This is a genomic window from Vibrio hangzhouensis (genome assembly GCF_900107935.1).
Lineage (GTDB): Bacteria > Pseudomonadota > Gammaproteobacteria > Enterobacterales > Vibrionaceae > Vibrio > Vibrio hangzhouensis.
The window spans coordinates 1-13,671 of sequence record NZ_FNVG01000013.1 but is presented as its reverse complement, the minus strand read 5'-3'; the positions used below and the strand labels follow the sequence as shown (position 1 = coordinate 13,671).

The following is a 13,671-nucleotide window of genomic DNA, read 5'->3' as shown; positions in this document are numbered from 1 at the left end:
ATTGCGTTTAAAAGCTATAACGCACACCAATACCAGCCCCGATGCCCAACTTCAGGTCGCTCTTATCAAACATCAAATTTGGAGTAAGCTGTGCGTAGGCATCCCAACTTTTTGCAAATGGCAATTCCACACCTAGCGCTACACGAGGTCCAAACTTGTCTGAACGTTGAATTTGGCCACCTACACCGGCATACCAGTTGAAAGGAACATCACCATCAAAACGGCCACGACTAAAAATGTAGTCTGCGGCGATACCATCATTACCAACCGCAAAGTTTACCGTGTTATTGATCTGACCCACGATGCTCAACCCCTGGTCAAGCCCCATACCAATTTTAAATCCTGAGTTACCGCCGCTGCTACGTGATGAACGATTGGATGAATTGGCTGCTGGCTTAGACTGTGTATTACTTGGTTTTGCGGCTGCCTGAGTAGACGCAGGAGCCTGATTCTCTTCTACGATTTGCCACTGCTCTTCACCACCAGCTGTCGCACTGGCAAAGGCACCAAAAGATAGAGTAGACACAACAGCGAATGCCGCTATTGAAGAAATCTTGATTTTCATGTGATTGCTCTCTGATTTTCATGGTTCGCTGCTCTTCTATTTACTCGAGAGCTACTAACAATCGACTTACTGAGTCGAGATAGCGGCATTCTAGTTTGACGAGTGAGCGAATTGTCATCATAAGGCAAAAGGAGGGCAAATTTGCATACAAAGTTGAGAAAACAGCACAAAAAAAGGGAAGCTTGCGCTTCCCTCTTTATTCAACAATGAACGTGTTGATTAGCCGTGGTTACGAATCCACTCATCCATGTCTGTTTTCAGGTTGTCTGACTTAGTACCGAAGATAGCTTGAACACCACCAGATACTACAACCACACCTGCCGCACCAAGTTGCTTAAGCTTGTCTTGGTTAACAAGTTCAGTGTCTGCTACAGCAACACGTAGACGTGTGATACATGCGTCCAGACCTGTGATGTTAGCTTTACCGCCGAACGCTGCAACTAGTTCACCAGCCATTTCGTTACCAGTAACTGCTGCGTCTTCGTCTTCAGTTTCATCTTCGCGGCCAGGAGTCTTAAGATCCATTGCAGTGATAACTGCACGGAATACTACGTAGTAAACTACTGCGTAAGCCAGACCCAAACCAACCATTAGTAGCATGTTTTGCGCGTTACCTGAAAGAACAGTGAAGTCGATTAGGCCGTGCGAGAACGAAGTACCGTGTACAATTCCTAGTGCGTTAGTTAGGAAGAATGCTGAACCTGCTAGTAGAGCGTGAATTCCGTAAAGCACAGGAGCAACGAATAGGAATGAGAATTCGATTGGTTCTGTGATACCCGTTAGGAACGAAGTCAGTGCAGCAGATAACATGATACCCATAACTTTCGCGCGGTTTTCTGGTTTAGCACAGTGTGCGATAGCGATAGCAGCAGCTGGTAGACCGAACATCTTGAACATGTAACCGCCCGCTAGCTGACCGAAGCCGTTGCCTGCAGCACGAGATGCTTCATCAGCAGATAGGTAACAAGTTAGAACGCCGTTCAATGCTTCACCGCTTGCATTCACACAAGAGCCAGCTTCGAAGAAGAATGGTACGTTCCAGATGTGGTGAAGACCGAATGGGATCAATGAACGCTCTACAACACCGTAGATAGCAAATGCTAGTTGTGGGTTTTGATCTGCAGCCCAGTGAGAGAAAGCAGAGATTCCTGCGCCGATTGGTGGCCATACGATAGAAAGTACGATACCTAGACCGATAGCCGCGAAACCAGTGATGATTGGCACTGCACGCTTACCAGCGAAGAAACCAAGATATTCTGGAAGTTGAAGTTTGAAGAAACGGTTGAATGCCCAAGCCGCTACACCACCAACAAGGATACCACCTAGTACACCTGTGTCGATTTTTTCAACGCCCATAACGCCAGCCATAACAGCCAGAGTTGCAGTCATGATGCCGTAACCTACGATAGCCGCAAGACCAGCAACACCATCGTTGTGGGTAAAGCCTAGTGCAACACCTACAGCAAATAGTAGTGCCATTTGGCCGAATACAGAACCACCCGCTTGTTCCATAAGATTAGAAACAATCTCTGGAATGAAGCCAAGGTCGGCAGCACCTACCCCAAGTAGAATACCTGCAACTGGTAGTACCGATACTGGTAGCATCAGTGACTTACCAACTTTTTGCAGGTTAGCAAAAAGGTTCTTAAACATGTTTATGCTCCTGATAAAGTTATTAGTATCATGGGTTCTAACGGCACACCCCCGTAGCCTAAATGTTAGCACCCATAGAAAATGTAACCACGATTTGAATTATATTTTCTGCCTCTAAATATATCTTGATGCCCCTCATAGTTTCTACAAGCTTACGAAATTTAGTTTCAAAACTACGATTGGATCACAGTTCACTACGACCAATGTAATCCTTTACATCAAAGTTATCTTTTTGTTTTTTATGATATTTATATTTACATCAATTAATTTTACGCAGTAAATAAAATAGGTAGCTAAGTTATTTTACGTAACATAATTACAGTTTGTGCAGAGTTGCTACTTTTTTCTCAACATATTTAGTGAACATTAACTTTTTTTGATTAAATCAACTTTTATCAAAAAAAAAGACGCATAATGCGTCTTTATTAACCAATTATAGCCATTGCTTTATTTTCTATCGCAAAAAAAGATCATGGTAATTTTGGGTGGTTTTTTCGCCAACTTCCGCGAGAGATACCCCTTTAAGCTGCGCAATGTAGGCAGCTACTTCAACAACATAAGCAGGTTGGTTCTCTTTTCCACGATGTGGGACGGGTGCCAGATATGGAGAATCCGTTTCGATAAGCAGTCTTTCAAGCGGGATTTGTCTCACTACCTCTTTGAGTTCCTTCGCTTGCCTGAAAGTAACAATGCCAGAGATCGAGATGTAAAAGCCCAAATCCATTGCTGCCTCAGCAAAAGGGAGATCCTCTGTGAAGCAGTGGATCACCCCTCCACAGTTATCCGCGCCACCATTTCTTAGGATCGCTAAAGTGTCTTCACGCGCATTTCTGGTGTGAATAATAAGCGGCTTATTCACTTCAACCGCTACATCCACTTGCTGTTCAAAACGAAGCTTTTGCAGTTCCGCGGTTTCCGGCTGATAATGGTAATCGAGTCCTGTTTCCCCAACCGCTACGACGCGTTCATGAGCCACATATTGTTTAAACTGTGTCAGTGAGAAGTCACTTGCCACATCCAGTGGATGGACTCCACATGACGCCATCACTTCGGGATGAGGCTCAATCATCTTTAACATATTAGGAAACGAGCTTAACGTCACGCCAACTGACAGCAACTTCTCTACATTGGCTGCTTTGGCCTTATTAATAACGTCTTCAATGCCGCCATGTAGTTCGTCAAAATCGAGCTTATCCAAATGGCAATGAGAATCTACAAACATAAAAATCTACTTTATTTAGGAAAGACTCAACAGCACTCTTTGATGCTGCTGATCATTAATTACAGTTAAGTTTAGGCAGGATCGAAACCATATAGCCAGTTAGTAAACAGTAACTCGGTATTCAGGCCTCCAGCACTACGTAGTTGCTCACTCAACTCCTGAAGCGCCTGAGTCTGACGGAACAACAGCTCATAACCATAACGTTGCGTCAACATCTCAGACTCAGGTAACAACGGTTGCATATTGATACCCAATGCCTGCTTTTGAGCTGCACTCAATAACATCCAAAGCCAACTCAACTGACGATCAATATCAGCGCTACTCTTGGTTATTAGTGTCCACAGCTCACCTGTCTCCAAACCATCACTGTTCATAAATTGTGAAAACGCCTCAACCAGTCCATGAAAGTCCGTGTCCCAACCTTTTTCTACGAACTCTAGGGTTGTGACAGGCTCAAACTGGCACAGATAAGCGATGCGTGGAGAAATACTCTGTTCCAGTGTTTGATTCACCCAGTCCAGACAAACTTGCTCAGATGGCTGAGGTACATGCCAAACTTCACAACGGCTGCGAATGGTGGGCAGCAACAATTTGGTATTTTCAGTAGACAACAAAAACAGACAATGGGAAGGCGGCTCTTCCAGTGTTTTCAGTAGTGCATTGGCTGCCGAAGTGTTCATTCGGTCAGCAGTGGGAATCACAATTACGCGGTAACGACCAAACTGTGATGACTCCAACGCCCACTTGTTAGCACCTCGGATTTGGTCTACGGACAGGTGCTTTTTGTCTTTCTCTGGCAGCAAAAAGTGAACGTCTGGATGACTTTCCGACTTAAGCAGGTCACAGCTATGACAAAAACCGCAAGGCTCGGAAGCATCGTTTTGGCACATCAAACCGGAAACATAACTGTTGATTAATGCTTCTGGTGCCAGTCCTTGCTTCGCCTGAATCAACAAAGCTCCCGGTATATGCTGGCGCTCCAGGTTAGCTTTCAGCTTTTTCCAAACGGGCTTTAGCCATGGGTAGATCTGCATAGCGTGATCCTACTGCTCTGCCAACCAAGCACGCACGGCTTGTTTAATGGCTTGTTGGACAGAATTCAAATCCTGGCTCGCATCGATGATAGCGACACTGCTGTCACCTTGCGCCAAATTGAGGTAGCGTTCACGAGTACGCTCAAAGAAGCTGATGTCCATTTTTTCAATACGATCTAATTCACCACGGCCTCGCGCACGCTCTAATCCCAGCTTGGGATCAATATCAAGATAGAGCGTAAAATCTGGTTTGAAGTCGTTCAGGGCGATCTGCTTGAGCGATGACATGACGTTAGCATCAATCTGACGTCCCCCACCCTGGTATGCCTGTGAAGACATATCGTGCCTGTCGCCAATCACCCAAGTCCCCTTAGCCAGAGCTGGCTTAATCACCGTCTCGACTAACTGGATTCGCGCTGCGTACAGTAACAACAGCTCAGAGCGATCTTGCAGCAACTCGCCCTCGTGTTCCTCTTTCACCAGTGCACGCATCTTTTCTGCCAGAGCCGTTCCTCCGGGCTCACGGGTGTTTATGATATCTTGTATGCCCGCGGACTCGAGTTCCGCGCGCAGTGTGTTAATCGCAGTACTTTTGCCCGCGCCTTCTAACCCTTCGATGACAACGAATTTAGCTTGATTCATTTATTACTTCTTAAATGTTTTAGATATTGTTGGACCGCTCGGTTGTGGTCTCGTAAGTTTTTAGAGAAAACGTGACCACCTTTCCCGCTGGCCACAAAGTATAGATAGTTACTGTCTTCAGGGTTCACTGCCGCCAGTATCGACGCCTCACCAGGCATGGCAATAGGCGTTGGTGGTAGCCCGTTGATTACATAGGTATTGTAAGGAGTCGCCTCGCGTAGATCTTTCTTTCTGATGTTACCGTCATAACGATCACCCATACCATAAATCACGGTCGGATCGGTTTGCAATCGCATACGCTTATTGAGTCGATTTACAAACACAGCAGCCACTCGCTCTCGTTCTGATGGAACCGACGTTTCTTTCTCAATAATCGACGCCAGAATCAACGCTTCGTAACTATTTTTCAATGGCAGATTCTGTTGACGTGCCTCCCAGCTATTTTTCAGGATGGCTTCAAGTTTTCTGTTCGCTCTATTCAGGATGTCGAGATCACTGTCCCCAACAGAGTAATGATAGGTTTCTGCAAGGAAGAGCCCTTCCAGTTTCTCACGTTGAATACCTAGCGCAACCGCTATATCAGCTTCACTCATCTGCTCGGTTTTATGTTCCAGGTGCTCAGCGTTGGCAAATAATTCACGCCACTCTTTAAAGGTGGATCCTTCGATAAAGGTGATAGCCAGTTGATACTCTTTGCCGGAAATAATGGTTTCAACAGCCTGAGCAAACGTCATATCAGGCGTGATCTGAAACGTGCCCACTTTTAACTGAGTCAACTCAGGGTGGAAGCGACGAACTAAAGAATCGTACTGTGGGGCGTCAATCCAATCGTTTTCACTAAATGTGGTAATAATGGTATTGAGATTGTTACCTCGCTTTACCGTTACCAATTGTGGTTCGTCTAGCCTCAATGGCTGTTGAACAAACTGTTCAACGTTGTTCTTCACATAGAAAAAACCGCCCATTGCGATTGCTGCTAGCAACAACAACGCCAAAAATAACTTCTTTATCACTGACCTAACTTCTCCTGAATACGTCTCGTAATGGTCCCTGGTGGAAACTGAGCATCCTTAATTTTATTCACAGGTGCAACCCCTAAAATACAATTGCTAACGAATATCTCGTCTGCAGCAAGCACATCCTTCAGGGTAAAAGATGCGATCTCCACAGGGATGTTCATCGCTGACAACAGCTTAATGATCTCCCCTCGCATGACACCAGCGACGCCAGCATAATCGAGACTTGGCGTAAACACCTTGCCATCGGCTATCCAGAATACGTTCGCCATGGTAGTTTCTATCACATTGCCGTTGATATCCAGAACCAACCCATCAGTAAAGGTCGTGCGCTCGACTTCTTCTTTAGCCAGTATTTGTTCGAGTCGATTATTGTGTTTCAAACCAGCAAGCAGCGGATTAAGTCCCAAAGGCGTATCGCACACGGTCAAATCGATACCATTTTCCCGAAATTGTCGATAACTCTGCGGAAATTCAAACCGACTTACCGTCACCTTTGGTCCAGAACTGACTTTCGGACTATAACCTCTTCCGCCTTCTCCCCGACTGACATGAATCTTCAATCCTGCCAAAGGAGCATCGCTGGCGATTGAGTCTAGCTCTCGCTTAAGGCTATTCCAATCAATCTCCCCAATTTTCAGGCGTTGCAGTGCCTCTTGCATTCGGCCGACATGTTGTGACCAAAGCTGTATACTGCCCGATTTGGTTAGCATGGTTGTAAAGCAGCCGTCACCGTATTGAAAACTTCTATCTGTGACGGGAACTCGATTGATTTGGCTGCCATCTCGCCAGAACATAATTATTCCTTTAAAAAACAAAACGGCTTAATGCTAAGCATCAAGCCGTTTGAATACAAGTAACTTATCCGATTACCGCGGTTTACATCTTTTTAAAGATCAAAGAACCGTTTGTACCGCCAAAACCAAATGAGTTACACAATGCGTATTCCATCTCCACTTTACGTGCAGTATGTGGCACTAAATCCACATCACACTCTGGATCCGGGTTGTCGAGGTTAATTGTTGGTGGAACAATTTGATCAACCAGAGACATGATAGTAATGATAGCTTCTGCAGAACCGGCAGCACCAAGTAGGTGACCCGTCATTGATTTCGTTGAAGAAACAAGTACTTGCTTAGCACCCTTTTCACCTAGCGCTCGCTTAATGCCTTTGATTTCAGCAACGTCACCAGCAGGCGTTGAAGTACCATGCGCGTTCACGTAACCAATTTGCTCACCAGTCACGCCAGCATCACGCATAGCAGCTTCCATCGCCAGAGCACCACCAGAGCCATCTTCACTTGGTGAAGTCATGTGGTAAGCATCGCCACTCATACCAAAGCCCACCAGCTCAGCATAAATTTTTGCGCCACGAGCTTTTGCGTGTTCAAACTCTTCCAGCACGATCATGCCTGCACCATCACCAAGAACGAAACCATCACGGTCTACATCCCATGGACGAGATGCCTTCTGCGGTTCGTCATTGCGAGTTGAAAGCGCTTTCGCAGCACCGAAGCCAGCCATGCCTAGCGGCGTAGATGCTTTCTCAGAGCCACCAGCAACCATTGCTTCTGCGTCGCCATAAGCGATCATGCGTGCAGCATGGCCAATATTATGCAGACCCGTTGTACATGCTGTTGAAATAGCAATGTTTGGACCACGCAAACCAGCGAGAATAGAAAGTTGACCAGCAACCATGTTAACGATAGTCGAAGGTACAAAGAAAGGACTTACGCGACGAGGGCCTTTCGATACCAACGCTTGATGTCCCGCTTCAATTAGGTCAAGACCACCAATACCTGAGCCAATAGCGACACCAACACGGTGTTGGTTTTCAGGGGTGATTTCAAGACCTGAGTCTTTGAGGGCGTGCATACCTGCAACGATGCCGTATTGGATAAACAAATCCATTTTTTTAGCATCTTTCTTAGATACGTATTCACTACCGTCAAAGTCTTTTACTAAGCCAGCGAAACGAGTTGAAAAATCGGTTGTATCGAAATGTTCAATATTTACGATACCACTCTTACCCTCTAAAAGGGCTTTCCATGAAGATTCTACGGTGTTGCCTACCGGTGACAACATACCCATGCCAGTGACAACAACACGACGCTTGGACACGATTTTATTCTCCGGGATATATGATTCTATTGAAAGGATAGAAGACGTTTTCTAAAAAAACACAGGCGGCCAGAAGGCCGCCTGGGAGAGATATTACTGAGCGCTGTTTACGTAGTCGATAGCAGCTTGAACAGTAGTGATCTTCTCAGCTTCTTCGTCAGGAATCTCAGTGTCGAATTCCTCTTCTAGAGCCATTACTAGCTCAACAGTATCTAGAGAATCTGCACCTAGATCATCAACGAAAGAAGCTTCGTTTTTAACTTCTGCTTCGTCCACACCTAGCTGTTCAACAATGATTTTCTTTACGCGTTCTTCGATGTTGCTCATTTTTCTTTTCCTTTACAGATTTCGCTTAATGCGATGTTTCCGTAGTTTATTCGAACTATTGAAAGTTGCAAGGGGGTCCTTGCTGGTCAAACCACAATTTTAGTGATTTTAACCGAAATTCAGTACATTTTTGACTTAAATCATGCACAAATGTTGCACAGATCAAACCATGTACATGCCACCATTAACGTGAAGTGTCTCACCTGTGATATATGCAGCTTCTGGAGATGCAAGGAATGCAACAGCAGAAGCAATTTCACGAGGGTCACCTAAACGGCCTGCAGGTACGTTGGCTAGTGTAGCAGCTCGTTGCTCATCATTCAGCGCTTTTGTCATATCAGTTTCAATAAAACCTGGTGCAACTGTGTTCACCGTCACACCACGCGATGCAACTTCACGAGCCATAGACTTAGTAAAGCCAATTACGCCCGCTTTCGCTGCAGCATAGTTAGTTTGACCAGCGTTACCCATAGTGCCCACCACTGAGCCTACGTTAATAATACGACCTTGACGCTTTTTCATCATGCCACGCAGTACCGCTTTAGACAGACGGAAAATAGACGTCAGGTTAGTATCCATGATATCTGTCCACTCATCGTCTTTCATACGCATGAGAAGATTATCACGAGTAATACCTGCATTATTAACTAGAATATCGATCGCACCGAATTCTTCGTTAATTTGCTTTAATACGGCTTCGATTGAGTCAGTATCTGTCACGTTCAGCGCCAGACCTTTACCGTTTTCACCCAGGTATTCACTGATCGCAGCAGCACCATTATCAGAAGTTGCTGTACCAATTACTGTCGCGCCACGCTCGACCAGAAGTTCTGCAATAGAACGACCAATCCCGCGGCTTGCACCTGTTACTAAGGCAATTTTGCCTTCAAGGTTCATCATTATCGCGTTCCTTTTATTTCGCCGCTTCAAGTGATGCAACGTCATTTACCGCTGCAGCACTCAATGTCTTAACGATTCGCTTCGTCAGACCTGTTAATACTTTACCTGGACCCAGTTCAAGAAGCTTCTCAACGCCTTGCTCGCTCATCTTCTCTACACCCTCAGTCCAGCGAACTGGGCTATAAAGTTGACGAACCAATGCGTTTTTGATCTTAGCTGGATCGGTTTCAGCAGCAACATCAACGTTATTGATAACAGAAATTGCTGGTGTGTTAAATTCGATAGACTCTAGTGCTTGCGCCAGTTTGTCTGCTGCAGGCTTCATCAGTGCACAGTGAGATGGCACCGATACAGGGAGAGGAAGTGCACGTTTCGCACCCGCTTCCTTACATAGTGCACCAGCACGCTCAACAGCGGCTTTATTGCCTGCGATAACGACCTGACCAGGTGAGTTGAAGTTTACTGGAGACACCACTTCGCCTTGAGCGGCTTCTTCACAGGCTTTAGCAATTGACGCATCATCCAGACCGATAATTGCGTACATTGCACCAACACCTGCAGGAACCGCTTCTTGCATCAGCTGACCGCGCAGCTGAACAAGCTTAATCGCTTCGTTAAAATCGATTACTCCCGCACATACTAGTGCAGAATACTCACCAAGACTATGACCAGCCAACAGTGCTGGCTGAGCAAGTCCTTGCTCTTGCCATACACGCCAGATAGCAACAGAGGAAGCCAGAAGAGCTGGCTGAGTACGGTGGGTTTGGTTAAGATCTTCAGCTGGACCTTCCTGAACCAATGCCCAAAGATCATAGCCCAGAGCTTCAGAAGCTTCAGCAAACGTTGCCTTAACAACATCAAACTGCTCGCCTAGCTCAGCAAGCATACCTACGGTTTGTGAACCCTGACCCGGGAACACGATTGCAAAATTACTCATCGTTATTTCCTTAAACAACGCAATCTATGACTTTTGATAACTGTTTTAATCACAGAGACTAGAAACGCACCAGCGCCGAGCCCCAAGTAAAACCACCACCAAAAGCTTCTAGTAATAAATTCTGTCCACGTTTAATTCGACCATCGCGAACGGCTTCGTCCAGCGCAGTCGGTACTGTCGCTGCCGAGGTGTTTCCATGACGATCCAGTGTTAACACCACCTGATCCATCGACATTCCCAGTTTTTTCGCAGTCGCTGAGATGATTCGATAGTTGGCCTGATGTGGCACCAGCCAATCAAGATCGGATTTATCCATGCCGTTAGCTGCTAAGGTGTCTTTCACGAGTTTAGACAGTTGTGTTACTGCCACTTTAAATACTTCGTTACCAGACATATTTAGCCACTTATCCAGTTCACCACCGCGAACCGGCATTTCAAGACTTAACAGATCACCAAAACGACCATCCGCATATAGGTGCGTCGAGATAATACCCGGCTCCTCACTGGCGCCAAGTACCACAGCACCAGCTGCGTCACCGAAAAGGATAATGGTTGAGCGATCAATCTCTTCGACAGTCTTTGACAAACAATCTGAGCCAATCACCAATACGTTCTTACACATACCAGAACGAATATGTTGGTCTGCAACAGACAGCGCATAAACGAAACCTGTACATGCTGCCGCCATATCAAATGCAGGGCAACCTTGAATACCAAGTTTTGCCTGAACTTGACACGCCGACGACGGGAACGCGTGGCTGCTACTTGTCGTCGCAACAATGATCAGATCGATATCGTTTTTATCGATACCTGCCATTTCGATGGCTTTCAAAGAGGCTTCGTAACCCATATCTGCAACAGTTTCGTCTTCTGCGGCAATGCGTCGCTCTTTGATACCTGTGCGAGTTACGATCCATTCATCTGTCGTATCTACCATTTTCTCTAAGTCCGCATTCGAACGGATCTGAGATGGCAGGTAGCTGCCTGTACCTAAAATTTTGCTATACATGAAGACTAATATTGCCTCTCGAGTAACACTGCTTCTAGACGATCACTTATTTGATTCGGAACTTGACGTTTTACTTCATGAACCGCTTCGCCTATTGCATGAACAAGTGCTGAAATATCAGCACTTCCGTGGCTTTTTATGACAATGCCGCGCAATCCTAACAAACTTGCTCCGTTATACTGGTCGGGGTTCAGTGTTTTCACCTCAGTTATGAGATCAGAAAACAGTATTCTTGCTATCCATCCTTTCCAGGTTGAAGCCGAAAGTCTTGCCTTAAGCTTATCAACAATAAGTTGAGCCGTGCCTTCGCACGCTTTGAGAGCGGTATTGCCTACAAACCCGTCACAAACAACGACATCTGCAGCATCATGAAGGAGTTCATTGCCTTCGACAAAGCCAATATAGTTGATAGATTGAGTTTGGGTCAGCATTTCAGCGCAACGTTTGACGAGATCGTTGCCTTTTATTTCTTCAGCGCCAATATTGAGAATGGCGACTTTTGGTTTTCGTCCCAAATGCTGTTCGGCAAGTGCGCTGCCCATCACAGCAAACTGAAACAAAGAGTCGGCGTCTACAGAAGCATTGGCACCAAGATCAAGCATCCAGGTTTTCTGGCCAGATACTGTTGGCAGTGCTGTGACCAAGGCTGGTCTGTCAATACCGGGAAGAAGTTTCAGGCGAAAGCGTGATAGTGCCATCAAAGCACCAGTGTTTCCTCCACTGACACAAGCATCTGCCTGCTCCGTTTCCACCAAATCGATGGCAATACGCATGGAAGTATCGTGACTGTTTCTTAACGCGAAGGATGGCTTTTCTGAATTCGAAATGACTCGGTCACTATGTCTCACCTCTAATCGGGCGCTACGTTGGTAACCTAAATGATTGAGTTGTGTATGTATCGACGATTCGTCGCCGACAAGGACCACTTTTAGCTCTGGGAAAAGCGACAGTGCCTGCACGGCGGCAGGCACTGTTACGGAAGGACCGAAATCCCCGCCCATTGCATCAAGTGCAACGGTTATATTATGCAAAGGTCAACCTTACTTGTTGATAACCTTTTTGCCACGGTAGTAACCGTCAGCAGTCACGTTGTGACGTAGGTGAGTTTCACCTGAAGTTGCGTCTACAGATAGTGCAGCTGAAGTTAGCGCATCATGTGAACGACGCATGCCACGCATAGAACGTGACTTCTTGCTTTTTTGTACGGCCATGGACCCTACTCCTATGTTAGTAATTTAAACGTCAGTAACAGTGTTACTCACGCTTTAAGCTCTTTAAAACATCAAATGGATTTGGTTTGTCTTCTGGAACTTCTTCCGGAATGTCGCCAAATACCAAGTTGTTTGAGTCAACGCTACAATCAGCTTCGTCGTGCATTGCAACTTGAGGCAGGTTTAAGATGAACTCGTCTTCAACTAGTTGTATGAGATCGACCTCACCGTACTCATTAAGATCTACCAAATCATAATCTTCAGGTGCGTCCTCTTCACTTTTCTCGCTGTAATAAGGAGTATAAGTGAATTGAACTTCACACAAGTGTGTGAAAATCTCATTACAACGCTGACATTCCAAATCAACTTCGATGTTAGCTTTACCAGAGATAACAACAAGTCGCTGTTCATCATGCCCAAAGGACAATGTCACTTCAGCATCGCGTTTTACGCTACTAACTGACTCGCTCAGACGTTTAAAAAGACTCACTTGGATGATGCCATCAAAGTCCAATCTTTTTTGAGCCGTCTTACCCGGGTCAACTGTTCGCGGTATTTTTACCTTTTGCATAGGGCGCGAATATTATCTTCCAAAACGAATTTAGTCAAAGAAAAAGGCGAAAAAGTTGTACTTTTTTTGCCTACAGATTAAGAATCTAACAATAAGTCTAGAAACTGCAATTATGATATACTCAAGTGACCTCAAGATGAAGGACTCAGAGCTTCATCAAGGTGTTCAGTTCAAGGAAAATAGTTGAAGGAATGGCTATTCCCTTTCGAAGCTATTTGACGCAGAAATGAGCACCTTGATGAGCTCCCAAAGGGCGAGTTTACTTGGCTTATATGCTTTGTTAGCGATTTTCGATTTAGAGCCACTAGATCTTCAAATCACTGCCGCGCCTAGAAGCCAAGTAATTCTCGCTGAACAAGCATCTTGAGGTTACTTGAGTATAAGAAAACAGAAGCCAAAAATGAAATCAATTCGCCTTATTTTAGCCTCCACTTCTCCTTACCGCGCCGAACTGCTGGCCAAA

15 protein-coding genes are annotated in these 13,671 nt (G+C 45.6%); all 15 read right to left on the bottom strand.

The features are described 5' to 3' along the window. Positions 1-7 precede the first annotated feature (7 nt). The gene (locus C4S60_RS13655; RefSeq protein WP_103880915.1) at positions 8-565 is read right to left on the bottom strand and encodes a hypothetical protein; all 558 of its coding nucleotides are present in this window, start codon (positions 563-565) and stop codon (positions 8-10) included. A 219-nt stretch (positions 566-784) separates the two neighbouring features. Further along, positions 785-2,218 carry a PTS glucose transporter subunit IIBC gene (ptsG, locus tag C4S60_RS13650; protein ID WP_103880914.1) on the bottom strand — a complete coding sequence of 478 codons (1,434 nt, stop codon included), beginning with the start codon at positions 2,216-2,218 and terminating at the stop codon, positions 785-787. Positions 2,219-2,672: 454 nt separating this feature from the next. Continuing rightward, complete coding sequence (locus C4S60_RS13645) at positions 2,673-3,440, bottom strand: TatD family hydrolase (protein ID WP_103880913.1); 768 nt, start codon at positions 3,438-3,440, stop codon at positions 2,673-2,675. 71 nt (positions 3,441-3,511) lie between these two features. Beyond that, positions 3,512-4,474, bottom strand: a complete 963-nt coding sequence (holB, locus tag C4S60_RS13640) for a DNA polymerase III subunit delta' (RefSeq protein ID WP_103880912.1) — start codon at positions 4,472-4,474, stop codon at positions 3,512-3,514. Between the two features lie 9 nt (positions 4,475-4,483). Continuing rightward, positions 4,484-5,116, bottom strand: coding sequence for a dTMP kinase (gene tmk / locus C4S60_RS13635; RefSeq protein ID WP_103880911.1), 633 nt, complete (start codon positions 5,114-5,116; stop codon positions 4,484-4,486). Then, on the bottom strand, positions 5,113-6,129 hold the full coding sequence (mltG, locus tag C4S60_RS13630; RefSeq protein WP_103880910.1) for an endolytic transglycosylase MltG: 1,017 nt from the start codon (positions 6,127-6,129) through the stop codon (positions 5,113-5,115). Before mltG ends, tmk begins: the two co-directional genes overlap by 4 nt. Then, positions 6,126-6,929 (bottom strand): aminodeoxychorismate lyase, encoded by an 804-nt coding sequence (gene pabC / locus C4S60_RS13625; protein WP_103880909.1) that lies wholly within the window; start codon positions 6,927-6,929, stop codon positions 6,126-6,128. The genes mltG and pabC overlap by 4 nt, the downstream gene beginning before the upstream one ends. Positions 6,930-7,011: 82 nt before the next feature. Next, on the bottom strand, positions 7,012-8,253 hold the full coding sequence (gene fabF / locus C4S60_RS13620; protein WP_103880908.1) for a beta-ketoacyl-ACP synthase II: 1,242 nt from the start codon (positions 8,251-8,253) through the stop codon (positions 7,012-7,014). A gap of 93 nt (positions 8,254-8,346) precedes the next feature. Beyond that, positions 8,347-8,580, bottom strand: coding sequence for an acyl carrier protein (acpP, locus tag C4S60_RS13615; protein ID WP_004406112.1), 234 nt, complete (start codon positions 8,578-8,580; stop codon positions 8,347-8,349). Between the two features lie 162 nt (positions 8,581-8,742). Beyond that, entirely contained in the window at positions 8,743-9,477 is a 735-nt protein-coding gene (gene fabG / locus C4S60_RS13610) for a 3-oxoacyl-ACP reductase FabG (RefSeq protein ID WP_160111368.1), read from the bottom strand. A gap of 16 nt (positions 9,478-9,493) precedes the next feature. Continuing rightward, positions 9,494-10,417, bottom strand: coding sequence for an ACP S-malonyltransferase (gene fabD, locus C4S60_RS13605; RefSeq protein ID WP_103880906.1), 924 nt, complete (start codon positions 10,415-10,417; stop codon positions 9,494-9,496). A gap of 58 nt (positions 10,418-10,475) precedes the next feature. Continuing rightward, a complete protein-coding gene (locus C4S60_RS13600; protein ID WP_103880905.1) occupies positions 10,476-11,426 on the bottom strand; it encodes a beta-ketoacyl-ACP synthase III in 951 nt (316 codons plus the stop codon). 5 nt (positions 11,427-11,431) lie between these two features. Next, on the bottom strand, positions 11,432-12,457 hold the full coding sequence (gene plsX / locus C4S60_RS13595; protein WP_103880904.1) for a phosphate acyltransferase PlsX: 1,026 nt from the start codon (positions 12,455-12,457) through the stop codon (positions 11,432-11,434). 9 nt (positions 12,458-12,466) lie between these two features. Continuing rightward, positions 12,467-12,637: a 50S ribosomal protein L32 gene (gene rpmF / locus C4S60_RS13590; RefSeq protein ID WP_031493499.1), complete on the bottom strand. Its 171-nt coding sequence runs from the start codon at positions 12,635-12,637 to the stop codon at positions 12,467-12,469. A 43-nt stretch (positions 12,638-12,680) separates the two neighbouring features. Continuing rightward, positions 12,681-13,208 (bottom strand): 23S rRNA accumulation protein YceD, encoded by a 528-nt coding sequence (gene yceD, locus C4S60_RS13585; protein WP_103880903.1) that lies wholly within the window; start codon positions 13,206-13,208, stop codon positions 12,681-12,683. Positions 13,209-13,671 lie beyond the last annotated feature (463 nt).

Coding starts and splice junctions, on each gene's coding strand:
- C4S60_RS13655 (WP_103880915.1), bottom strand. CDS start 565: ATGAAAATCAAGATTTCTTCAATAGCGGCATTCGCTGTTGTGTCTACT.
- fabG (WP_160111368.1), bottom strand. CDS start 9,477: ATGAACCTTGAAGGCAAAATTGCCTTAGTAACAGGTGCAAGCCGCGGG.
- acpP (WP_004406112.1), bottom strand. CDS start 8,580: ATGAGCAACATCGAAGAACGCGTAAAGAAAATCATTGTTGAACAGCTA.
- ptsG (WP_103880914.1), bottom strand. CDS start 2,218: ATGTTTAAGAACCTTTTTGCTAACCTGCAAAAAGTTGGTAAGTCACTG.
- rpmF (WP_031493499.1), bottom strand. CDS start 12,637: ATGGCCGTACAAAAAAGCAAGAAGTCACGTTCTATGCGTGGCATGCGT.
- pabC (WP_103880909.1), bottom strand. CDS start 6,929: ATGTTCTGGCGAGATGGCAGCCAAATCAATCGAGTTCCCGTCACAGAT.
- C4S60_RS13645 (WP_103880913.1), bottom strand. CDS start 3,440: ATGTTTGTAGATTCTCATTGCCATTTGGATAAGCTCGATTTTGACGAA.
- fabD (WP_103880906.1), bottom strand. CDS start 10,417: ATGAGTAATTTTGCAATCGTGTTCCCGGGTCAGGGTTCACAAACCGTA.
- C4S60_RS13600 (WP_103880905.1), bottom strand. CDS start 11,426: ATGTATAGCAAAATTTTAGGTACAGGCAGCTACCTGCCATCTCAGATC.
- tmk (WP_103880911.1), bottom strand. CDS start 5,116: ATGAATCAAGCTAAATTCGTTGTCATCGAAGGGTTAGAAGGCGCGGGC.
- holB (WP_103880912.1), bottom strand. CDS start 4,474: ATGCAGATCTACCCATGGCTAAAGCCCGTTTGGAAAAAGCTGAAAGCT.
- yceD (WP_103880903.1), bottom strand. CDS start 13,208: ATGCAAAAGGTAAAAATACCGCGAACAGTTGACCCGGGTAAGACGGCT.